Origin of the sequence: Amycolatopsis taiwanensis DSM 45107 (assembly GCF_000519205.1) — a bacterium.
Classification (GTDB): Bacteria; Actinomycetota; Actinomycetes; order Mycobacteriales; family Pseudonocardiaceae; genus Amycolatopsis_E; species Amycolatopsis_E taiwanensis.
On record NZ_JAFB01000005.1, the window covers coordinates 217,200 to 239,225 of the forward strand.

The following is a 22,026-nucleotide window of genomic DNA, read 5'->3' on the forward strand; positions in this document are numbered from 1 at the left end:
CTCGCGCCGCTACGACAGCTTGGTGGCCTCGCCCCGCGAAGCGACCAGCACCTCGGTGCCTTCCGGGGCCAGGTTGGTGAACAACCCGTAGTGCATCGCCGGGTTCGCGAGCACCGCCTCGTGGATCGGCACCGCGACCCGGGGCGCGACGGTACGCATGAAGTCCACCGCCTCGGCGGCCTTGAGCCAGGGCGCGCCGGTGGGCAGGCCCAGCACGTCGATCTTCTGTTCGGGCACGAAGAACGAGTCGCCCGGGTGGTAGAAGGCGCCGCCGCCGAACACGTAGCCGACGTTGCGCACGACCGGGACCTCGGGGTGGATCACCGCGTGCTGCCCGCCGACCACCTCGACGTTCGTGTCGCCGAGTTGGAACGCGTCTCCCGGCCGCGCGACCTCGTGCTCCAGGCCGAGCTTGCGCACGATCTCCGCCGACCCCGGATCGACGAACAGCTTCGCACCGGGGTTCGCTTCGAGCAGCCCGGGAAGTCGTTTCTCGTCGATGTGGTCGAAATGCTGGTGCGTGATCAGCACCGCGTCCAGTTCACGCTCGGTGTCGAAGCCTTCGGAGAACACGCCAGGGTCGAGCAGGATCCGTGCGCCGCCGGTCTCCAGCATCACACACGCGTGTCCATAGTGGACGATTTGCATCGCTACGCTCCTCCCGTCGGACGGCGTTCAGCCTACTCGCGGCGACGCCGCTTCAGCCTCCAATGCGCCCGGCGGGGGCTGAAGCTCCCAGACCACCTAAACTCATGACGTACATTCACCTGCAGATACCTGGAGCGACCCGTCGTGGCCCGAGTCGTGGTTGACATCATGCCCAAGCCGGAGATCCTGGACCCGCAAGGCCAGGCCGTCGCCGGAGCCCTGCCGCGCCTTGGCTTCCACGGCGTGACCGGCGTGCGCCAGGGCAAGCATTTCGAGCTGGAGGTCGACGACTCGGTCGACGACGAGACGCTCGCCAAGATCGCCGAAGGCTTCCTCGCCAACCCGGTGATCGAGGAGTGGACGGTACGGAGGGTCTCGTGAAGATCGGCGTCATCACCTTCCCCGGCACTCTCGACGACGTCGACGCGGCACGCGCGGTCCGGTACGCCGACCTCGAAGCGGTCTCGCTCTGGCATGCGGATGCGGACCTGCGCGGGGTGGACGCGGTGATCGTGCCCGGCGGGTTCTCCTACGGTGACTACCTGCGCTGCGGCGCGATCGCGCGGTTCGCACCGGTGATGAGCTCGGTCGTCGAGGCGGCCGGCAAGGGCATGCCGGTGCTCGGGATCTGCAACGGCTTCCAGATCCTCTGTGAGGCCGGGTTGCTGCCGGGTGCGCTCGTGCGCAACCAGAAACTGCACTTCGTCTGCCGCGATCAGTGGCTCCGCGTGGAGAACAACACAACCGCGTGGACCACCCGGTACGAGACCGGCGCGGAGATCCTGGTCCCGCTCAAGTCGGGCGAGGGCGGCTACGTCGCCGAGCAGTCCACATTGGATGAGCTGGAGGGCGAGGGACGAGTCGTCTTCCGTTACACCGGCTCGAACCCGAACGGCTCCCGCAACGACATCGCGGGCGTCTGCAGCGCCAACGGTCGTGTCGTCGGCCTGATGCCGCACCCAGAGCATGCCATCGACGCCCTCACCGGCCCCTCCGATGACGGACTAGGCATGTTCTACTCGGCCGTCGACGCGCTGGCGGCCCTGTCCTGACACTGATCAGGTGACCGCGTGGCCCGAGCCGGGAACTCACCGTCCTGAACCGGGAACTCACCGTCCCGAGCCGGGAACTCACCGTCCCGAGCCGGGAACTCACCGTCCCGAGCCGGGAACTCGGCGTCCTGAGGCGGGGACACGGCGTCCTGAGGCGGGGACACACCGTCCTGGGGCGGGGACTCGGCGTGTTGGGGCGGGGGACACGGCGCTAGCTGGTCGTTGAGGAGGCGGCGACCAGGCGGGCGTAGGGACCGGCGGCGGCGATAAGTTCCTGGTGGGAACCGATTTCGCTGATGCGGCCGTCCTCGACGACCGCGACCCGGTCGGCGGTCGCGGCGGTGTGCAGCCGGTGCGCGATGGCGATCACCGTGCGTCCGGCCAGCACCTGGTCCAGCGAACGCTCCAGCTGCCGGGCCGAGGAGGTGTCCAGCAAGGAGGTCGCCTCGTCCAGCGCCACGGTGTGCGGGTCGGCGAGCACGACCCTGGCCAGCGCGAGTTGCTGCGCGACCGCCGCCGGCACCCGCAGCTCGCCCGCGCCGAGCCGGGTGTCCAGGCCGTCCGCCAGTGCCGCGAACCAGCCGGACAGGCCGACCGCCGCCAGCGCCCGGACCAGTTCCTCGTCGCTCCACTGCCCCGCGGGCAGCACCAGGTTCTCTCGCAGCGTGCCGGCGAACACGTGCTGCTCCTGGGTGAGCAACAGCACCTCGCCACGCAGGACGTCATCGGGCAGGCCGGAAACCTCGGCTCCACCGATGGTGACCGAGCCGGAATGCGGCGCCGCCACTCCGGCGAGCAGCCGGCCGATCGTCGACTTCCCCGCCCCGGAGGGCCCGACGACGGCCAGCCGCTGCCCCGGCGGCACCCGCAGGTCGATGCCGTGCAGGACCTCCCGGTCCGCCGAATACCCGTACCGCACCTCCCGCAGGACGATCTCCCGGCCACGCGGCCGCGACGCGGAAACCGGCCCTTCGGCGTCGCCACGGACGCCGAGCACGCGGCGCAGCGCCGTCGTGGAGATCTGCACGTCCTCGATCCACCAGATGATCTCCTCGAGCGGGCCGGCGATGCTTTGCATGTACACCAACATCGTGGCGATGGTGCCCAACCCGACCAGACCGCGGGCGTGACCCCAAAAGCCGATCAGCAGGATCGCCGCGAGCGGCAGCACCTGAGCGAGCCGGGCCCACGGAATCCACCGCACGATCAGCCCACGAAACGCGCGTTCGCCGCCGACCGCCATTTCGAGCGCATGCCGGCCGTGCGCGATCCGGTGCTCGATCAGCCCGAGTGCCTCGGCGGTGCGGGCGCCGTCGACCGTCTCGTGGGTGGTGGTCTGCACGTCCGCCCACGCGTCCATCATGGGCTCCACAATGGATGGTGCGCGTCGCCAGTACCAGCGCATCGTGAAGCCGATCATCACGACGGCGACGAGCAGGGCGAGCGACAGCAGCGGCGAGGTCAGCACCATCGCCAGCACGGTGAACGACACGGTGATCAGCGCGACGGTGACTTCGGGCAGGCCATTGCGGACAGCGAAGTCGATCCGGTTGGTGTCCGTGGTCGCCCGGCTGAGCAGGTCGCCGGTCCCGGCCGCCTCGACGGTGCCGAGCGGAAGCCGCAGGGCCTGCTCGACGAAGCCCTCCCTGGTCTTCGCGAGTACCCGTTCACCCAGCATCCCGGACCGCATCCGGGCGAACCGCCGCAGCGCGGCCTGCACGATCAGCACCACCACGAACAACAGCGCCAGCAGGTCGACCCTGGAGCCGTCCGCGCCGGACACCGAGTCCACCAGCCTGCCCAGGATCTGCGGGCCGACCAGCCCGGCCAGTGCCGCCAGGCAGAACAGGCCGAGCACGGTCAGGAACTCACGCCGGTGCTCGGAGAACGTCTGGCGTAGCCACGCCCACGCCTGTCCACCCGTGGCCAACGGCAGCCTCAACAAGTGATCACCTCGTCCGCGACGGATGTCCACAGTGGACTTTCGCTGAACACGACGGTGGTCTTGCCGCGGCGCAGCGCCGCGATGCGCTCGGTGATGCGCGCCTCGGTGTGCGTGTCCACCGCCGATGTCGGTTCGTCGAGCAGCAGCGTGTCGGCGTCCAAGGCGAGCGCTCTGGCCAGGCTCAGCCGCTGCCGCTGGCCGCCGGAGACCTCCCGTCCGCGTTCACCGATCAGCTCGTCCAGCCCGTCCGGGAGGCCGTCGATGATGTCCGCGGCATCGGCGGCCCACAGCGCCGCCTCGGCTCGCTCCGGAGGCACGAACTGGTCGCGCAGCGTCCCGGAGAACCACAGGTCCTGGTTGTGCGCGTAGACCACTCGCGACCGCAGCTCCGCCAGTGCCACCCGATCGGCGGGCACCCCGGACACGAGGACCTGGTGTTCCGAAGCCGAATCGGTACGGGGGAAGTGGGCCAGCCGTTCCGCGAGCGCCTCGGCCCGCGGGCCGGCGTTGATCACGGTCAGCTTGCCGGCGACGACGGTCAGGCCGGTCGCCGGGTCGAACAGCTCCAGCGGTCCTTCGGGCAGCGCGACCGGCGAGTCCGGTTCGTCGAGCAGCGGCCGCAGCTCCAGCACGTGGCAGACCTTCTTCGCCGAAACCAAGGCCGAGACGAACGCGTGCATCGACTCGGTGGCCGTGGCCACCGGCCAGGCGAGAAAGGCCGACGCGGCGTAGAACGAGACGAGCTCACCCACGGTGATCGTGCCGGAAATCGCCAGCCGTGCGCCGAGCCAGGTGATGGCCACGGTCACCAGTCCCGGCATCAGCACCTCGGCCCCGGCCAGCCACGACTCGGCGCGCGCCACCTCGTTGCCGGCCAGCCGCACGCGCTGGCTGGCCTGACGGAACCGGCTCGAATACCGCCGTTCCCCACCGATCCCGCGCAGGATCCGCAGCCCGGACACGATGTCCGCGGCCAGCGCGTTGACCTCGGTGAGCTGCTCGCGCTGCGCGGCCTTGCGTCGCTGGAACGGCTTGACGAGCTTCCCGATGCTCAGCACCGCCAGCGGGATGCCGACCAACGCGATCGCACCCAGCATCGGCGAGATGGTGACCAGCGCGACACCGACCACGAGAAACCCGATCGCGGCGCCGACCACGCGGCCCACCGACTCGAGCCCGTTGCCGATCCGGGCGATGTCGGACGAGGAGATCGCCATCACGTCGCCGGTCGCGGCCTGCGCCCGAAGCGAAGCGCCCAGCCGTGCGGTGTGCTGGGCGACCGTGCGTTGCGTGGTGGCCGCGCCGTGGATCCACATCCCGTGCGTGGTGAACATACTCGCGGCCACGAACACCGCCTGCGCGATGCCGAGCGCCACGATCAGGCCGATCGGGCCGGCCAGTGACGCACCGCGGCCCACCGCCTCTACCGCGTCGCCGATCGCCAACGGCAGCACCGCTCCGGGCAGCAAGGCCAACACACCCAGTACGCAGGCTGACACGGTGAGTCCGAGCCGCGCCCGCGCGATCGCGCCCAGGAAACGCAGGGGAGTCAGCTCCAGGGGCAGACGCATTCCTCAAACGGTACGAAACCCACCACCCCGGGGGCGACCGATTTTCGGCCCCCACACCCCCGACTGGGGGCAAGCCCCCAGACACTCCGCCCCGCGGGAGCTCCGCCCCCACACCCCGGCTGGAGGCAAGCCCCCAGACGCTCTGCCCCGCGGGGGCTCCGCCCCCACACCCCCGACTGGGGGCAAGCCCCCAGACCCCCTTTACCCTCTTGGGGTGACGGAAACGCAGGTCATCGACACGACGGCGCGTGCCGCGGACACCCCCGACGTGCCGCAGCCCTACCGCGAACTCGGGCTCGCCGAGGACGAGTACGCCCGCATCCGGGAGATCCTGGGCCGCCGGCCGACCGACGCCGAACTGGCCATGTACTCGGTGATGTGGAGCGAGCACTGCTCGTACAAGTCATCGAAGAAGCACCTGCGCTACTTCGGCGAGACGACCACGCCCGAGATGAAGGCCAAGATGCTGGCCGGGATCGGGGAGAACGCCGGCGTCGTCGACATCGGCGACGGCTGGGCGGTCACGTTCAAGGTGGAGAGCCACAACCACCCGTCATATGTGGAGCCCTACCAGGGTGCGGCGACCGGGGTCGGCGGCATCGTGCGGGACATCCTGGCCATGGGCGCGCGGCCGCTCGCGGTCGCCGACGCGCTGCGGTTCGGTCCGGCGGACGCGCCCGACACCCGGCGGGTGCTGCCCGGCGTCGTCGCCGGGGTGGCCGGATACGGCAACTGCCTCGGCCTGCCCAACGTCGGTGGCGAGGTCGTATTCGACCCGAGCTATGCGGGAAACCCGCTGGTCAACGCGATGTGCGTGGGCGCGATGCGGACCGAGGACCTGCACCTGGCATTCGCCTCGGGGGCCGGCAACAAGATCATCCTGTTCGGCGCGCGGACCGGGCTGGACGGCATCGGTGGGGTGTCCGTGCTGGCCAGCGACACATTCTCCGGTGACGAATCCGCCGGTGGGCGCAAGAAGCTGCCCAGCGTGCAGGTGGGCGACCCGTTCACCGAGAAGGTGCTCATCGAGTGCTGCCTGGAGCTGTTCGGGAAGAAGCTCGTCGTCGGCATCCAGGACCTCGGCGGCGCCGGATTGTCCTGCGCGACGTCGGAGCTCGCCGCGGCGGGTGACGGCGGCATGCACATCGAACTCGACCAGGTTCCGTTGCGCGCCACCGGAATGAACCCGGCGGAGATCCTCTCCAGCGAGTCGCAGGAGCGGATGTGCGCCGTGGTCGAGCCGTCCAATGTGGACGAGTTCATGCGCGTGTGCGAGAAGTGGGACGTGCTCGCCACGGTGATCGGCGAGGTCACCGAAGGCGACCATCTGGTCATCAGCTGGCACGGGGAGACGGTGGTCGACGTGCCGCCGCGCACCGTCGCGCACCAGGGCCCGGTCTACGACCGTCCGATCACCCGGCCGTCCAACCAGGACACCGTGCAACAGGACACCCCGGACCGGCTGCCCCGGCCCGCCACACTCGAGCAGCTACGGGAGACGCTGCTGCGCGTGATCTCCTCGCCCAACCAGGCGTCCAAGGAGTGGGTCACCGAGCAGTACGACCGGTACGTGCGGGGCAACACCGTGCTCGCGCAGCCCGCGGATGCGGGGCTGATCCGGATCGACGAGGAAACCGGCCGGGGCGTGGCGGTGTCGACCGACTGCAACGCGCGGTTCGTCTACCTCGACCCGTATCTGGGCACCCAGCTCGCGCTCGCCGAGTCCTACCGGAACGTGGCGACCACCGGCGCGATGCCGCTGGCGGTCACCAACTGCCTGAACTTCGGCGCGCCCACCGACCCCGGCGTGATGTGGCAGTTCGAGCAGGCCGTGCACGGCCTCGCCGACGGTTGCGCGCAGCTCGGCATCCCGGTGACCGGCGGCAACGTGAGCTTCTTCAACCAGACCGGCGAAACCGCGATCCTGCCCACGCCGGTGGTCGGCGTGCTCGGCGTGATCGACGATGTGCGGCGGCGGATTCTGCCGGGCATCGGCGCCGAAGCCGGAGAAACCCTGCTGCTGCTCGGCGAAACGCACGACGAGTTGGGCGGTTCGGCCTGGGCGCAGGTGATGCACGGGCATCTCGGCGGACTGCCGCCGAAGGTGGACCTGGCGCGCGAACGGTTGCTCGCCGAGATCCTGGTCGCCGGCTCGCGGGACGGCATGATCTCGGCCGCGCACGACCTGTCCGACGGTGGTCTCGCCCAGACGCTGGTGGAAACGGTGCTGACCGGCCAGTGCGGTGCGCGGATCGTGCTGGACCCCGACGCCGATGAGTTCGTGCAGCTGTTCTCCGAATCGTCGGGCCGGGTGCTGGTCGCCGTGCCGCGGACGGAGGAACTGCGGTTCACCGAGATGTGCGACGCCCGTGGCCTGCCGTGGCGCCGGACCGGCGTGGTCGACCCGGAGTCGGACGCACTGGAAATCCAGGACGTGGCGACGTTCTCCCTGGACGAGCTGCGCGCGGCTTGGGAAGGCACGCTACCGGCCCTGTTCGGCTGAGCCAGCCATGATGCGTTGATGGCGATGATGGGGCATCATGACATCATGCGCACCACGCTGGATATCGATGACGGCGTACTTGCCGCCGCCCGAGCCATCGCTGAGGCCGAAAAACGGTCGATCGGCTCGGTGATCTCCGATCTCGCCCGCCGCGGGCTCGTGCCGGATCAGCGCGGCGGGAAGTCCTTTCCGACCTTCGACGTCCCCGAAGACGCGGCGCCGATCACCCCTGAACTGGTCAGCCGCGCGCTCGACGAGTAGCCGTGTCCGTTTCTCTACTTGACGTCAACGTCCTCATCGCACTGGCCTGGCCGAATCATGTTCACCATCACGCTGCCCGCCGATGGTTCGAGGCCACAAGTGGTGAAGGGTGGGCGACCACGCCAGTGACCGAGCTTGGCTTCGTCCGAGTGTCGTCGAACCGGAAGGTGATTCCCACCGCGGCCACGCCAGGCACTGCCCTGGAGGTGCTCCGCGCACTCTGTGACCTCCCGGGGCACGAGTTCTGGCCGGACGAAACCCGTCTTGCCCAGCCACCGTTCGCGCTCGATCGGATTGGCAGTTACAAGCAGGTCACCAACGTCCATCTCAGCGCTTTGGCGGCGAAACAGCGGGGACGGTTGGTGACCTTCGACCGAGGCATCCAAAACGGGCTGCACCCAGGCGACCAGGGTCTGGTCCTAGTGCTCCCCGTAACCTGATCAGCCACGATGCTGCGCGCGGGTGGTCAGGAACGCGGGTCGGTGATGCGGGCGCTGCCATCGGGGAGCGGTGACAGCGTCCAGAAGGGCGGCAGCTTGACCAGGTCGGGAACGAGGCCGGGATCGACCAGGGTGTTGTAGAGCGAGACCGGGTCCGGCCGGCCGCTCATCCGCAGATCGGCATACCCGGCGAACCGGGCGCGGTCCAGGTCGAGCGAGGAACCGAAGGACGCATCACGCAGAATCGCCTCGTCGGCGAAGATCGCTTTCCGGAAGTTCGATTCACCACGGAAAGCGGTGTCGGTGAAGTAGACCGGGAAACCGAATTCGGTGCGATGGAACCAGGCGCGGTCGTGGAAGGTCGCGCCCTGGCAGTGAAAGTGGCCCCGCAACCTGCCCTGGCCGAAGGTGGCGTCGGTGAACCAAGCCGGGCCGGTGATCTCGCAACGGTTGAAGTTCGTCCGGCTGAGCAGCGTCGCACGACGCAGGCTGAGCTCACCGATCTTGCGACCGGAGAGATCGAAGTACTCCAAGGACGCGCCGGTCAGATCGAGATCGAAGCTCGCTTGCTCGGAACCCGCCGGCGGCAGCAGGTCGACGATCAGCCGTTGCGCGGTCAGCCGGACCTGGAGCTCACGCTCGGCGCCGAGGTCGCGTTCGACGCCGAGGCCGGATTCGTCGCCGAGATTGTGTTCCTTGCCGAGGTTGGGATTCTCGAACGGCCGGCGTAAATAGGAGCACAGCACGTCGAGGACGGTTTGGCTGTAGTCGGCCCGGTCGCGCGCCAGCGCTGCGAGGGCGTGCAGGGCACCGACGCGAACCTGGTCGGCGTCGTGGCCCAGCAGTTCGACGGACCTGGCGAAGCGCTCGTCGGTGACCCGCTCCCGGTCACGTTCGGCACGCAGCAGTTCGAGTTCGTGGCGTTCCCGCTCGACCCGCTGGCGGCCCTCCTCGACCTGGCGTCGCCGGTCGTTGAGCCAAAGCGCATAGAGCGCGACCACCGCGCCGGCGGCGAGCCCACCGGTCCGCAGTGCGTCGGCCCGGGTGGTCGCCGGGTCGGTCAGCAGCCATCCACTCACCGCCACCAGCAGCACCACGGACAGGGCGAAGGTGAGCACCAGAGGCGACGGCCCTCGCGGTGTTTTCCCGCGCTCACGCATGAACCGGCACCCTAACCGAGACTGCACCGCAGCGACGACGACGCTCGGCTCCGCCGACCGCGCCGATGCGCAGTGCGCCTTTCCCGTGGCGGCAACAGTCATGCGGCCGAGGCGCGCTGGCCTCGGCCGCATGCTTTGCGATCACCAGGAGGAGTGGTCAGAAGGCGGAGAACAGGTCCACGCAGGCGCCACCGCCGGGCGCGTCGTCCGTGCCGATGGAACCGTAGGTGATCTGCTCACCCCCGACCGTGCCCTTGAGCGAGCCGAGGCTGAAGTTGCCGGTGCCGGACAGCTCATCGATGGTCAGGTTGGTTCCGGACACCGCGGCCTCGGCGATGTCGGATTCGTAGTGACTCTGGTCGGCCGAGCACACCAGGTTCAGCGCACCAGACTTGTCCCCGCTGTTGATCTTGTCGAGGAAGGCCTGCGCGGTCGCGCGGTAGCCACTGTCACTGGACCCAGAGCTGGAGCTGGAGCTGGAGCTGCTCGACCGCGACCGGGAGGAGCTGGTCGAAGTGGACGTCGAGGAGGTGGTGCCTCCGTCGTTCACGTCGCCGTTGTCCTTCCAGCACCAATTGCCGTTCTGCTTCTCCATCAGCACGGTGCCATCACCGGACTTGCTGTCGATGGTCACCGAGATCTTCGCGGTGGCCTGGTTGCCGTTCTCGGTGACCCCGTTCAACTTCATGTCTTTGATGCGGCTGACGTTGGTGATGGCAGCCAGCACGTCCTCGCTCGCGTTCTGACACTTCAGTGTGTTCAGCTTCGCCGCGTCGTGCGCGTTGATGCCGTCCACGACCTGCTGCGCGACGCTCTTCGGGTCGGACGACTTGCTCAGGAAGAAGCCCGGGAGCCAGAATCCGGTGATGCCGAGCGCGGCGAGGATCACCACGAGGCCGACGCTCAGCCCGATCCACAACCCCTTCTTGCTGCCACCACCGGGTGGTGGCGTGCCGTATCCGCCAAACTGGCTGGTGGGCGGGTACCCGCCCCCACCGCCCGCGTCGTAGCCGGTGTAGGGCTGCTGCGGGAAACCGCCAGACTGCGGGAAACCGCCTGGCTGCTGGCCGTACGCGCCACTCTGGTCATATCCGCCAGGCTGGCCGTATGCGCCAGGCTGGCCGTATCCGCCGGGCTGCTGGCCATAGGGATTCGGCTGCTGGCCGTAATCCGGCTGCCCCGGTTGCGGTGGATAGGTCATCGACTCGCCTTCCCAGTAGATCGCTCTGTCGCTCGGACGTCACGATCCCGCACCTGGTTCCCCTAACGGGTTAGGGGGTAGCGAGAGCTTCGGCACTCAATCGGTACCGAAGCTGAAGGTAACCGCTTTCTGACCAACCGTACTAGTCCGGGTTCGCGGCGAAGGCCACCAGACGGTCATAGGTGCCGTTGAACGAGTCCTGGTCGATGGGGTTCGAGCTGTACTGCCAGATCGTGTGGAAGCCCCAGCTGTCCGGCAGAGCCCCGACGGCGGAGGCGTAGCGGGCAACCCACAGCGCGTTCGTCGAGCTGAAATCGCCGCTCACGCATTGGTTCCACCAACTCGTGCTGGTGTAGATGACCGGCCACTTGTTGGTCTGGCTGTGGTAGGTGTTGCTGAAATCCAGTATCCAGGCCGCCATGTCGCTCTTGGACAACCCGTAGCAGGTCCCTCCGTTGTAGGGGTTGTACTCCATGTCGAGCGCGCCGGGCAGCGTCTTGCCGTCGGGGGACCAGCCGCCGCCGTGTGCCAGGAAGTAGTTCGCCTGTGCGGCCCCGCTGCCACCGTTGGGCACCGCGAAGTGGTAGGCGCCACGGATCATGCCGACGTCGTAGGAACCGTTGTACTGCTGCCCGAAATACGGGTTGGTGTAGTAGGTGCCCTCGGTCGCCTTGACGTAGGCGAACCTGGTTCCCTGGTTCCAGTTGTCCGTCCAGTTCACGTTGCCCTGGTGACCACTGACGTCGATCCCGCGCACCGTGGCCGTGTCGTCGGATCGCGACCCGGGCTGCTCGCCTTCCACCCGCTGGATCTGCGAGCCCATCGCGTGGTCGTACTTCGCCACGTACTGATCGGTCGGCATGCCGCTCACCGTGGGCGGCGAGTCCGCACTGGCCGGAGTCGGCATGCCGAACAGGAGCACACCGGCGACGGCGATGATCGTCCCCGCGGCGAAGCGCGTCCGCTTTCTTCGTGTGTGCAAAACGAACTACGCCTTCACTGATCGAGGGCGATGTCGCGGAGGCGGTCTTGCGACCCGTCGAACGTGTCCTGGTTGCCCGGCAGCGCTCCCGCGGCGGCGAACTGCCAGATCCACTGACTGGTCCAGCCGGCCGGCAGCGCACCCACCGAAGTGTTGTAGCGAGCCACCCAGAGCGGATTGTTCGGCGCGAAGTTCGGGTTGGCGCCGGTGCACCGGTTCCACCAGGTGGTCGAGGTGTAGATCACCGGGTAACGCCCGGTCCGGTCGCGATAGGTGTCCGAGAAGTCGCGCAGCCACCAGCTCATCGCAACCGGGTCCAGGCCATAGCAGGTATCGCCGTAGGGGTTGTACTCGATGTCCAGCGCGCCGGGCAGCGTCTGCCCGTCGGGAGACCAGCCGCCGCCGTGGTCCACGAAATAGTTGGCTTGATCGGCGCCGCTGGAGACGTCGGGCCGGGCGAAGTGGTAGGCGCCACGGAGCATGCCGGCGCCGTAGGCACCGTCGTACTGCTGGGCGAACCAGGGGCTCGCGTAAGCGTTTCCTTCGGTCGCCTTGACATAGGCGAACCGGGCACCCCCGGCCCACGCCCCCGCCCAGTCGACCTTGCCCTGATGCGAACTCACGTCGTGGCCGGAGAGGCCGTCCTGCCGGCCGGACGGCATCGCCTCCGCACGTTCGTGCTTGGCCACCTGTGAACCGACGAAGGTGACCCCCGCCAGCCGATATTCCTCGCCCGCCGCGGTTGCGGCCGACATCATCAACAAACCAGAAACCCACAGGGCCGTGGCGGCCCCGAAAGCCCAGTAGCGCACGACTTCTCCCATCCTCCGCCAGATGGGATCACCATGCCCCCGCCCTGTCCGCGCCGCGACTCGATGATCACTCGAAAGAGCCGTGCCGCGCGGGATTTTCCTTCTAGCGGCGGTCTTCCTCGGCGAGCGCCTTCTCCAGATGCTCGGCGGGCACCACCGCGGTCACCACATCGTGGGGATTGATCGCGACCGGATGGCCGGCCAGCAGCGGCACGATGTCCCGGCCGAGCACGGCACGGGCGTGCGGCCACTCGCGCGGCACCAGCGCCTTCGAGGTGTATGCCGGCACCAGCACCCGCCCGTCGGTGTTGTGGAAGCCGATCACGGTGCGCTGCACGGGCGAAAGCGCGTAAACGAACAGGGTGGCCTTCAGGATGGCCGGCGGCAGGTCCTCGGCCGGGCGGTGGTCGGTTCGCACCAGTTGCAGCAGGCGTTCGAGGTCGTTGCGCGGCTCCGGGAAGCCGAGTGCCTTGGGAGAGGGGCGATACCGGTCGTTGGGGTGGAAGTCCTCGACGATCTGGCCGGCGGCGTTGACCGGGTAGGCGCCGACGACGGCCCACGACGGCACCGGGCCGTTCGGGTCGAACGCCTCGTCGATCACGTAAAGCCAGCTGTTCGGGTTGGTCCGCGCGTTGGCCCGCATTTCCGCGGTGATCCTGGGCTTGGTGAGCCGTTCACTGGCTTGCGGATTCGGTACGAGCCGGTCTGCTTCGTCCCGCTGCGCCATGTTCAACCCCACGTCTCGCGTGCCTTGCTGCCACTGGCCACTCTACTGTTTCCATGTGTCTTCTTCGCGTACGGGCGACCCCGATCAGTTACGTGCGGCGGTGCTCGCCGTGTGGCCATGGCTGGGCGGAACGGGACCCCAACCGGGCCGGGCCGAGCTGGCGGCCGCGGTGCGGCTGAGCCTGCGTGCACTGGCCGCCGACGCCCCCGGACGCAGCGTCGAGGTGCGCGTGCCGCCGTTCGCCGCCGTGCAGTGTGTCGAGGGACCCCGGCACACCCGCGGCACTCCACCGAACGTCATCGAGACCGACCCGCGCACCTGGCTCGAACTGGCCACCGGCCGTCTACAGTGGACGGATGCGGTGGCGGCGGGCCGGGTCACCGCCTCAGGTACCCGGGCCGACCTGTCGCACTGGCTGCCGATCGTGCGGGTCTGAGCCACCGGATTCCGCGGTCCGCACCGCCACGCAAGCCACGTCAAACGAGTCTCTTGCGGCCGACACCGCCCGCAATGCAGTGCTGCACCTGGTTCAGCGGCCGGCTACGCGGACCATCCGGCCACCAGTCGACGCACCGGGTCACGCCCGGCGGCACCAGGTCCAAGCCGGCGAAGAGCTGCTCAATCTCGGCCTTGGTGCGGAAGGTGCCGGAGCCCAGCGTGCTGCTCCGGAAGGCCTGCTCCATCCGGCGGGCAACCGCGCTGTGCGCGTTCTCCGGATCGATGAAGTGGCTGATCGCGACGAACGAACCCAACGGCAGGTAGTCGAGGTACTCGCGCATGATCCGCGCCGGGCCGTCCCGGTCGCCCTCGTAGTGGTGCAGGGTGCCGACCTGAAGGAAGGCGATCGGCCGGGTGAAGTCGAGACAGGCGCGCAGCCGGTCGCTCTCCATCAGCGGTTTCGGCTGGAAGATGTCGGCCCCGACGAACCGGACGTTGTCGTTGTCGGCCAGCAATGCACGCCCATGTGCCAGGACCACCGGGTCGTCGTCCACGTAGACCACCGTGGCCTCCGGGTTGATCCGCTGCACCACCTGGTGCGGGTGCTCCCCGGTGGGCAGCCCGAATCCGCAGTCGAGGAACTGGGTCACCTCGGGTCGCCGGGCGAGAAAGCGGCAGACGCGGACCAGAAACGCTTGGTTCTCGCGCGCGAGGTCGCGTGCCTCCGGCGCGACCTTGCGTACCCGGCGGAGAACCTCCCGGTCGACCGCGTAGTTGTCCTTACCACCAAGAAAGGCGTCGTACACCCCGGCGATGCTCGCCCGCGTGGTGTCGTCGTCGGCCAGGTCCGGGACGGCGACGATGGGATCCCGCATGCGTGTCCATCTCCGGCGAAATTCGGACTGTGATCAGGCAGTGTTGTTCAGAACGTGGTCGGGTGGACAGGCCGTGACTTCTCCTCGTCGGCCGCCGGTTGACCACGCTGGCGGCCCGCATCCCCGCCCACGTGCATCGTTGTGCGGTGTCACAAACGTGCTCATCTCGCGTTTTGGATCTCTCTCAGGCCAGAACCGGAAAGAGGGTATAGGTATCGATCGTGGTCGTAAACCTGTATACGGCGTTTAAGCCCGTCTCACAGCGGTGTAACTTGAGGGAGCGGGTGATAGATCACTCCGACTTCCCCTGACCCAGGAAGGCGGGCTCCATGGCCTTGATCGACGCCCTGGGTGCCGAGCAAGGCACCGGGCCCACCGCACGCCGGATGATTCTGGGCACTCAGCTGCGCAGACTGCGGGAACGCGCCGGGATCACCCGCGCACAGGCCGCCTGGGAGATCCGCGCCTCGGAGTCGAAGATCAGCCGGATGGAACTGGGGCGGGTCGGCTGCAAGGAACGCGATGTCGTCGACCTGCTGACCATGTACGGGGTCTACGACTCCGACGAGCGCGCGTGGGCCGTCGAAATGGTCAAGCAGGCCAACCAGCCGGGCTGGTGGCACCGGTTCAGCGACCTGGTGCCCCCCTGGTTCGAAAACTACATCGGCCTGGAAGAGGCGGCGAGCCGGATCCGCACCTACGAGCTGTTGTTCGTACCGGGCCTGCTTCAGGTCGAGGGGTACGCGCGAGCGGTGTGCAGCCACGGCAACCCGGACGTCCAGGACGAGAACATCGAGCGGCGGGTCGCGCTGCGCATGCGGCGGCAGAAGGTGCTCACCGGGCCGAAACCACCGCGGTTGTGGGCGGTCGTCGACGAGTCGGTGCTGCACCGGCCGGTCGGCGGCGCGCGGGTACTCAAGCAGCAGATCGACCACCTGCTGGAAGTGACCGAACTGCCGCACATCTCCCTGCAGATCGTGCCCTACGACCAGAGCGGCTACGCGGCCGAAGGCGCGTTCACGCTCCTTCAGTTCGCCGAGCCCGAACTGCCGAACATCACCTACATCGAGCACGGGTACGGCGCGATCTACCTCGAGAAGCCGGACGAGATCGAGCTCTACGGCCGCGCGTTCGACCGGCTCACCGTCGACGCCGAAACACCCGAACGAAGCCGCCAGCTGCTCACCAAACTGCGCGCCGAGATCTGACCCGGTTCGCCCTTCCTCCTGTCGCGAAGTCCGTCCGCACCATGGTGCGTCGAGCCTCGACGCCGGCGTTTGCACGTGCATACAATCGTGCGACTACTAATGGTAATGTGCCCGACACGAATTCGGCGGGCCGTCGACCCGGCACTCGATACGTCAAGAGGTAAGGACATGGCAGACAGGCACCCGACCGGTGATTACGTCAAGTTGCTGGCCGGCGCCCCCTGGCGCAGAAGCAGGCACAGCGGCGCGTCCGGCAACTGCGTCGAGCTCGCGCCGCTCGTCTCCGGCGAGGTCGCCGTCCGCAACTCGCGGTTTCCGCACGGCCCGGTGCTCGTCTACACCAGGGCCGAGATGGCCGCCTTCCTCGCCGGCGCCAAGGACGGCGAGTTCGACGACGTGTTGAGCTGACGGTCGCCGCCCGGCGGCACGGTCGGCGAGCGGGGCCGAACGAGCTGACCGTCACGTTGGGCCGTACTTGTCGGAAACGAGCCCTACACTGGAGTCGGCCCGCCCTCGTCTTCAGGAGCACCTGCGGTGGTTTCCGACCACAATTGCAACCAGACCGACCTCGACCAGCCAGAGTCCGAACCCCGGGAAGAATGCGGCGTGTTCGGTGTGTGGGCACCGGGCGAAGAAGTCGCGAAGATGGCCTACTACGGGCTCTACGCGTTGCAGCACCGCGGCCAGGAGGCCGCCGGGATCTCGGTGTCCGACGGCAACCAGATCGTCGTGTTCAAGGATCTGGGCCTGGTCAGCCAGGTCTTCGACGAGCAGGTGCTCTCCTCACTGCAGGGCCACATCGCGGTGGGGCACTGTCGCTACTCCACCACCGGGTCCTCGACCTGGGAGAACGCGCAACCGACCTTCCGCACCACCGACACCGGCAGCGGGCTTTCCCTGGCGCACAACGGAAACCTGGTCAACACCGCCGAGCTGCGGGACCGCACGAAGGCCGCGGGGCTCAAACCGCATGCCGGGCTGACCGGTTCCTCCAGCGACTCCGACCTGGTCTGCGGCCTGCTGGCCGCGCATGCGGCGGACACCGGCATCGAAGCCGCCGCACTCGAGTTGCTGCCCACCCTGCGCGGTGCCTTCTGTCTGGTGTTCTCCGACGAAGACACGCTTTACGCGGCCCGAGACCCGCAGGGCGTGCACCCACTCGTGCTCGGCAGGCTGGAACGGGGCTGGGTGATCGCCAGCGAAACCGCGGCGCTGGACATCGTCGGCGCGTCGTTCGTCCGGGAGGTCGAGCCGGGCGAGCTGATCGCGATCGACGCCAACGGCCTGCGGTCCTCGCGGTTCGCCAACCCCGAGCCCAAGGGCTGCGTGTTCGAGTACGTCTACCTCGCCCGCCCGGACACCTCGATCGCCGGCCGCAGCGTGCACGCCACGCGCGTCGACATCGGCAAGCGGCTGGCCGCCGAATGCCCGGTGGAGGCCGACCTGGTCATCCCGGTGCCCGAGTCCGGCACGCCCGCGGCCATCGGTTACGCGCAGGCGTCCGGCGTTCCCTACGGGCAGGGCCTGGTCAAGAACGGCTACGTCGGCCGCACCTTCATCCAGCCCTCGCAGACCATCCGGCAGCTGGGCATCCGGCTCAAGCTCAACCCACTGCGGGAAGTGATCCGCGGCAAGCGCCTGGTCGTCGTGGACGACTCGATCGTGCGCGGCAACACGCAGCGTGCGCTGGTGCGCATGCTGCGCGAGGCCGGGGCGGTGGAGGTGCACGTCCGGATCGCTTCGCCACCGGTGCGCTGGCCGTGCTTCTACGGCATCGACTTCGCCTCCCGCGCCGAACTCGTCGCCAACGGCGCCGACCTGGACGGCATCCGTCGCGCGATCGGCGCCGACACGCTGGGCTACGTGTCGCTGGAAGGCCTGGTAGCGGCGTCCGAACAGCCGCGGTCCCGGCTGTGCATGGCGTGCTTCGACGGGCAGTACCCGATTCCGCTGCCGGACGACGCACTGATCGGCAAGCACCTGTTGGAAGGGCTCGAGGGCACCGACGGCCCGGCCCGGCCCGTCGCCCAGGCCGGGTACGGTGCTGGCGACGCCGTCCGGCGTCCTTGAATCCGAATCGAGTCTGGAGTCCGCCCGCCGTGAGCGAATCCACGCGCGCGACCTACGCCGCCGCCGGAGTTGACATCGACGCCGGTGAAGAAGCCGTCGAACTGCTGAAGCCGCATGCCGGGCGGACGAGCAGGCCCGAAGTGCTCGGCGGGGTGGGGGGTTTCGCGGGACTGTTCGCGTTGAAGCCGGATCGGTGGCGGGAGCCGGTACTCGCCTCCTCGACCGACGGTGTGGGCACCAAGATCGCGGTCGCCCAGGCCATGGACAAGCACGACACGGTGGGCATCGACCTGGTCGCCATGGTGGTCGACGACCTCGTGGTGACCGGCGCCGAACCGCTGTTCCTGCAGGACTACATCGCCGTCGGCAAGGTGCACCCGAAGAAGATCGAGGCGCTGGTGAGCGGGATCGCCGAGGGATGCGTGCAGGCCGGCTGCGCGCTCCTTGGCGGGGAGACCGCGGAGCATCCGGGCCTGATGGGCGAGAACGACTACGACCTGTCGGCCACGGGCGTCGGCGTGGTGGAGGCGGCGGACCTGCTCGGCCCGGATCGTGTCCGCCCGGGCGACGTGGTGATCGCGATGGGCTCGTCGGGCCTGCACTCCAACGGCTACTCGCTGGCCCGGCACGTGCTGCTGGACATCGCGCGGATGCCGTTGGAGGGACACGTCGAGGAGTTCGGCCGTACCCTCGGCGAAGAGCTGCTCGAGCCGACCCGGATCTACGCGAAGGACTGCCTCGCGCTCGCCGCGGAGGCGGACGTGCGCACGTTCGCCCATGTCACCGGGGGCGGGCTGGCGGAGAACCTGGCCCGCGTCGTACCCCGCGGGCTGTGCGCCGAGTTGGCCAGGGACACCTGGACACCCGCGCCGGTGTTCGCGCTGATCGCGCACCGCGGCAAGGTCGAGCAGGCCGAGATGGAGCGGACGTTCAACCTGGGCGTGGGCATGGTGGCCGTGGTCAGCCCGGAGGACGTCGACCGGGCGCTGGCCGTGCTGACCGCCCGGCACGTCCCGGCGTGGACGCTGGGTGAGATCCGCCCGTCCGAGGACCCAGACGGCGCGCGCGCCGTGCTTTCCGGTGACCACCCCCGGTTCTGACCTCGCCGTGCTGCCCCGGCTGGTGATCCCGGCCGGGGAGCTGGCGGAACGGTTCTCCCGCTCCTCCGGGCCAGGTGGTCAGGGGGTCAACACCACGGACTCCCGGGTGGAGCTGTCGTTCGACGTCGCGCGATCGCCGTCGATACCCGCCGACCTGCGGCCGCGGCTGCTGGCCCGCCTGGCCGCCCGGCTCACCGACGGCGTGCTGACGATCGCGGCGAGCGAGCATCGGGCACAGTTGGCGAACCGGGAAGCGGCCCGGCTGCGGCTTGTCTCGGTGTTGCGGGACGCGGCCGCGCCGCCGCCACCGAAACGGCGCCCCACCAGGCCGACCCGCGGCTCGAAGGAACGCCGCCTTGCCGAGAAGAAGCGCCGCGGCGAGGTGAAGCGTGGCCGCCGCGCCCGCAACGAGGACGGCGGCTAGCGGTAGGCGATGACGGATGACATCATCCGCCGGGTGAGCACCGACACCGTCCTCGCCTTCGCAGCACTCGCCGCGGTTCTGGTCGCAATTCCCGGCCCGGCAGTCATCCTGGTTCTCAAGAGCGCCATGCTGCGGGGACGGGGATCCGCGATCGTGACCGCGCTCGGCGTACTCACCGCAGACCTGATCTGGGCGACCGCCTCGATCGCCGGCCTCACCGCCTTGCTCGTGTCCTCGCAACTCGTGTTCGACGCCGTCCGCATCGCTGGCGCCGCCTACCTCATCTATCTCGGTATCCGGCTCATGCGGACCCGCGAGTTCCAACCCACGGCAGCGGATGGCGCTCTCAAGGAGCGCGGCAGCGTAACGAGTCGCCGAGCCTTCGTCGAGGGTTTGCTCAGCGACCTGTCCAACCCGAAGACGGTGTTGGTGTACGCGAGCGTGATCCCACAGTTCCTCACGGTCTCCAGCTCAGCGTCGGATGCCTTCGTTCTCGGCGTTGTGTTCGCGCTCGCGGGGTTTCTCTCGCTGCTGGTCTATGCGCTCGTCTTCGGCGCTGCCGGCACGCTGATTCGCAACGGCAGGATTGCACGGAACGTGCTCCGCGGCGGCGGAGGCGTCCTGAGTCTCTTCGGCCTGGGCCTGCTGATCCATCGCCCAGCCCACTGAGTCACGGCCCGGCTCGCCCGGCAACGTCCGGACAGGAGTACCTGGCCGCCACGCGAACCACTGCTGGGCTGGGGAGACATGCCCCAGCCCTGCTCATGCCGCTCACGGGTAGCGCGGCGGGATTCGGTCTGAAACGCTCCTCCGCCTCCTGGTGGTGTCGTATGGTCACAGGGTCGACACGGAGCGGGAGGGGTCGTGGGGTTCGAGGTCTGGCCATGCTGCGCCGTGCCGCCGGGGATGTGTCCGACGCTATTACCGGGCTGCTCAATGGGGTGAAGGAGGTCCACAGCCTCGCAGCCGCCCACGAGTTCACCATCGGTGAAGATGGCAGCATCACCAGCCTTGCGCCGCCCCCAGTGTGCACCGACGCCGACCCCGACGGGTCGCAGGCGACACGCGACCGGCAGCGGATCGCGGTCGAGTTGCAGGATCGAATCCAGGAGGTGCTGCGTTCCGCCGAGGACGTGGACAACGACTTCTGCGCCGTGCTCGACCGCATCCTCTCCAACCGCGTCCTCGACCCGGGCAGCGATCACACGGACCTCGCGGCTGCGGGCAACTCCGGCGCGGCGCTCGGCTCGCTCAGCATCCCGGCCCCACCCCCGGCCGGCGCGACACCGGCAGAGAACGCCGCCTGGTGGGCCACGCTGTCACACGACCAGCAACTCGTCCTCATCCACGACCGCCCCGAACTGGTCGGCAACCGGGACGGGGTGGCCGCGTGGGCGCGCAGCCAGGCCAACCTGGCCATGGTCCCGAAACTGCGCACGCAGTTGCAGCAGCAGTACGACACTGTTCTGGCCCAGGCCAGCGGAAAAGAGCGGAACACCGGGGTCGACGACGCGGTCTTCTTCGGCTCACCCGGCATCACCGACAAACCGGCCCTCGGCCCCATCCCCATCAACGGCAACCCGCTACACGACCTCCAGATCCCCACCGGCCACGCCTACGACCTCGCCGCCAACGGCGACCCCATCGCCAACGACGTCCCCCTAATCGGACGCTTCGGCCCCGCGCCACAGACCCTCGACGGCATGAACCACCTCTCCACCGACGCCGCACTAACCCCCGACGGACAACAACTGACCACTTCCCACGGCCACAGCGAGTACACCACGTCCATCAACGGCATCGACACGACCAGCAAATACAACATCGCAGCCGTCGTCGCCGGACAGCCAGACCTCACCATTCCGGCACGTTAGGAAGGGAGTCACGCTCATTCGGCTTCACATCAGCGCGATCCTCATCGTGCTTGTTGCCACCGGTCTTGCCCTTACCGCATGTGGCGGACGCATTGGAACGGACACGCCCACAACCACCATGAATACCCAACAGCAAGTCCACGAGCTGGAGAGCCGGCCGGACATCAACCAGATCATGGCAAATTACACCGATATGCGAGACAAGCTGGCTCAACGACTGACGGCCGAACTTGACATGGGTGACTGGCAAGACCTTCATGATGGCAGGGAATCAGGGTGCGCAAACGAGTTCCCGAATGTCGACCGCTACGATGTCGTTCGCCATAACCTGGACCGGCTGTCGAATGATCGGAGCATCAGCACGGAGCAGTGGCCTAAGGCCGTGGAAATAATTTCCAACGTAGCTAGCACCTATGGCTTTAACCGCACTGGACCGCGGGTAGACAAGCCCCCGTCACACTACATAACCATTCTTGACCAATACGGTGCCGAGCTGTTTGTGGGAACAGAACAACAGACGGTCATTTCGGTCACCACAGGTTGCCACCTGACGCCGCAGGCGAAGGCACGAGGCACCACAGGTACGACGGCGACTCCGTGACCCACCGTCGGGTCAGTTGGCCGGGGAGAGTGCCTCGCTGCGCAGGTGCTGGAGGTGGAGGCCACGCCGGACATCGCAGGGGGTGGTCCGCGGTGCCAGTGACCGTGCGGTCTCCGCCCGGGCGCCGCCTTCCG

23 protein-coding genes are annotated in these 22,026 nt (G+C 68.5%); 14 read left to right on the plus strand and 9 right to left on the minus strand.

Features of this window, described 5'->3' with window-relative positions; translation table 11 throughout:
- Nucleotides 1-9 precede the first annotated feature (9 nt).
- Nucleotides 10-648: an MBL fold metallo-hydrolase gene (locus tag A3CU_RS0105910; RefSeq protein ID WP_027941490.1), complete on the minus strand. Its 639-nt coding sequence runs from the start codon at nt 646-648 to the stop codon at nt 10-12.
- 144 nt (nt 649-792) lie between these two features.
- Here A3CU_RS0105910 and purS point away from each other — a divergent pair, with 144 nt between their 5' ends.
- On the plus strand, nt 793-1,029 hold the full coding sequence (gene purS / locus A3CU_RS0105915) for a phosphoribosylformylglycinamidine synthase subunit PurS (RefSeq protein WP_027941491.1): 237 nt from the start codon (nt 793-795) through the stop codon (nt 1,027-1,029).
- Nucleotides 1,026-1,700 carry a phosphoribosylformylglycinamidine synthase subunit PurQ gene (gene purQ / locus A3CU_RS0105920; protein ID WP_027941492.1) on the plus strand — a complete coding sequence of 225 codons (675 nt, stop codon included), beginning with the start codon at nt 1,026-1,028 and terminating at the stop codon, nt 1,698-1,700. The genes purS and purQ overlap by 4 nt, the downstream gene beginning before the upstream one ends.
- Before the next feature lie 211 nt (nt 1,701-1,911).
- Here the strand turns inward: purQ and A3CU_RS0105930 are convergent, their stop codons facing one another.
- Nucleotides 1,912-3,645: an ABC transporter ATP-binding protein gene (locus tag A3CU_RS0105930; RefSeq protein WP_027941494.1), complete on the minus strand. Its 1,734-nt coding sequence runs from the start codon at nt 3,643-3,645 to the stop codon at nt 1,912-1,914.
- Nucleotides 3,639-5,216 (minus strand): ABC transporter transmembrane domain-containing protein, encoded by a 1,578-nt coding sequence (locus A3CU_RS0105935; RefSeq protein WP_027941495.1) that lies wholly within the window; start codon nt 5,214-5,216, stop codon nt 3,639-3,641. The genes A3CU_RS0105930 and A3CU_RS0105935 overlap by 7 nt, the downstream gene beginning before the upstream one ends.
- 214 nt (nt 5,217-5,430) lie before the next feature.
- Here A3CU_RS0105935 and purL point away from each other — a divergent pair, with 214 nt between their 5' ends.
- From purL to A3CU_RS0105950, 3 genes are read left to right on the plus strand one after another with little or no spacing between them, the layout of a single operon-like run.
- On the plus strand, nt 5,431-7,719 hold the full coding sequence (gene purL / locus A3CU_RS0105940; RefSeq protein ID WP_027941496.1) for a phosphoribosylformylglycinamidine synthase subunit PurL: 2,289 nt from the start codon (nt 5,431-5,433) through the stop codon (nt 7,717-7,719).
- Between the two features lie 18 nt (nt 7,720-7,737).
- Nucleotides 7,738-7,980 carry an antitoxin gene (locus A3CU_RS0105945; protein WP_245616892.1) on the plus strand — a complete coding sequence of 81 codons (243 nt, stop codon included), beginning with the start codon at nt 7,738-7,740 and terminating at the stop codon, nt 7,978-7,980.
- 2 nt (nt 7,981-7,982) lie between these two features.
- Nucleotides 7,983-8,420: a TA system VapC family ribonuclease toxin gene (locus A3CU_RS0105950; protein ID WP_027941498.1), complete on the plus strand. Its 438-nt coding sequence runs from the start codon at nt 7,983-7,985 to the stop codon at nt 8,418-8,420.
- A 26-nt stretch (nt 8,421-8,446) separates the two neighbouring features.
- Here A3CU_RS0105950 and A3CU_RS0105955 read toward each other — a convergent pair whose 3' ends face one another.
- From A3CU_RS0105955 to A3CU_RS0105975, 5 genes are all read right to left on the minus strand, one after another.
- On the minus strand, nt 8,447-9,580 hold the full coding sequence (locus A3CU_RS0105955; RefSeq protein ID WP_027941499.1) for a pentapeptide repeat-containing protein: 1,134 nt from the start codon (nt 9,578-9,580) through the stop codon (nt 8,447-8,449).
- Between the two features lie 157 nt (nt 9,581-9,737).
- Nucleotides 9,738-10,781, minus strand: coding sequence for a mediator complex subunit 15 domain-containing protein (locus tag A3CU_RS0105960; protein WP_027941500.1), 1,044 nt, complete (start codon nt 10,779-10,781; stop codon nt 9,738-9,740).
- A gap of 142 nt (nt 10,782-10,923) precedes the next feature.
- Entirely contained in the window at nt 10,924-11,763 is an 840-nt protein-coding gene (locus tag A3CU_RS0105965) for a lysozyme (protein WP_027941501.1), read from the minus strand.
- 14 nt (nt 11,764-11,777) lie between these two features.
- Nucleotides 11,778-12,587 (minus strand): lysozyme, encoded by an 810-nt coding sequence (locus A3CU_RS0105970; protein ID WP_084143099.1) that lies wholly within the window; start codon nt 12,585-12,587, stop codon nt 11,778-11,780.
- A 91-nt stretch (nt 12,588-12,678) separates the two neighbouring features.
- Nucleotides 12,679-13,302, minus strand: a complete 624-nt coding sequence (locus tag A3CU_RS0105975) for a type VII secretion system-associated protein (RefSeq protein ID WP_084143100.1) — start codon at nt 13,300-13,302, stop codon at nt 12,679-12,681.
- 55 nt (nt 13,303-13,357) lie between these two features.
- Here A3CU_RS0105975 and A3CU_RS0105980 point away from each other — a divergent pair, with 55 nt between their 5' ends.
- The gene (locus tag A3CU_RS0105980; protein WP_027941504.1) at nt 13,358-13,738 is read left to right on the plus strand and encodes a sterol carrier family protein; all 381 of its coding nucleotides are present in this window, start codon (nt 13,358-13,360) and stop codon (nt 13,736-13,738) included.
- A gap of 40 nt (nt 13,739-13,778) precedes the next feature.
- On the opposite strand, the gene A3CU_RS0105985 is transcribed toward A3CU_RS0105980, so the two are convergent.
- Nucleotides 13,779-14,615: an SAM-dependent methyltransferase gene (locus A3CU_RS0105985; RefSeq protein WP_052371480.1), complete on the minus strand. Its 837-nt coding sequence runs from the start codon at nt 14,613-14,615 to the stop codon at nt 13,779-13,781.
- 329 nt (nt 14,616-14,944) lie between these two features.
- Here A3CU_RS0105985 and A3CU_RS0105990 point away from each other — a divergent pair, with 329 nt between their 5' ends.
- The 8 genes from A3CU_RS0105990 (at nt 14,945) to A3CU_RS50890 (ending at nt 21,892) form a co-directional block, all read left to right on the plus strand.
- Nucleotides 14,945-15,823 (plus strand): helix-turn-helix domain-containing protein, encoded by an 879-nt coding sequence (locus A3CU_RS0105990; protein WP_027941506.1) that lies wholly within the window; start codon nt 14,945-14,947, stop codon nt 15,821-15,823.
- A gap of 168 nt (nt 15,824-15,991) precedes the next feature.
- Nucleotides 15,992-16,231, plus strand: coding sequence for a DUF397 domain-containing protein (locus tag A3CU_RS0105995; protein ID WP_027941507.1), 240 nt, complete (start codon nt 15,992-15,994; stop codon nt 16,229-16,231).
- Nucleotides 16,232-16,357: 126 nt separating this feature from the next.
- Nucleotides 16,358-17,893, plus strand: a complete 1,536-nt coding sequence (gene purF, locus A3CU_RS0106000; protein ID WP_027941508.1) for an amidophosphoribosyltransferase — start codon at nt 16,358-16,360, stop codon at nt 17,891-17,893.
- A 29-nt stretch (nt 17,894-17,922) separates the two neighbouring features.
- The gene (purM, locus tag A3CU_RS0106005; protein ID WP_027941509.1) at nt 17,923-18,993 is read left to right on the plus strand and encodes a phosphoribosylformylglycinamidine cyclo-ligase; all 1,071 of its coding nucleotides are present in this window, start codon (nt 17,923-17,925) and stop codon (nt 18,991-18,993) included.
- Nucleotides 18,974-19,417, plus strand: a complete 444-nt coding sequence (gene arfB / locus A3CU_RS0106010) for an alternative ribosome rescue aminoacyl-tRNA hydrolase ArfB (protein ID WP_027941510.1) — start codon at nt 18,974-18,976, stop codon at nt 19,415-19,417. Before purM ends, arfB begins: the two co-directional genes overlap by 20 nt.
- 9 nt (nt 19,418-19,426) lie before the next feature.
- Nucleotides 19,427-20,086, plus strand: a complete 660-nt coding sequence (locus A3CU_RS0106015) for a LysE family translocator (protein WP_052371481.1) — start codon at nt 19,427-19,429, stop codon at nt 20,084-20,086.
- 215 nt (nt 20,087-20,301) lie between these two features.
- Complete coding sequence (locus tag A3CU_RS49650; protein ID WP_027941512.1) at nt 20,302-21,291, plus strand: hypothetical protein; 990 nt, start codon at nt 20,302-20,304, stop codon at nt 21,289-21,291.
- Between the two features lie 46 nt (nt 21,292-21,337).
- Nucleotides 21,338-21,892, plus strand: coding sequence for an LppA family lipoprotein (locus A3CU_RS50890; RefSeq protein WP_156960250.1), 555 nt, complete (start codon nt 21,338-21,340; stop codon nt 21,890-21,892).
- Nucleotides 21,893-22,026: the final 134 nt, after the last annotated feature.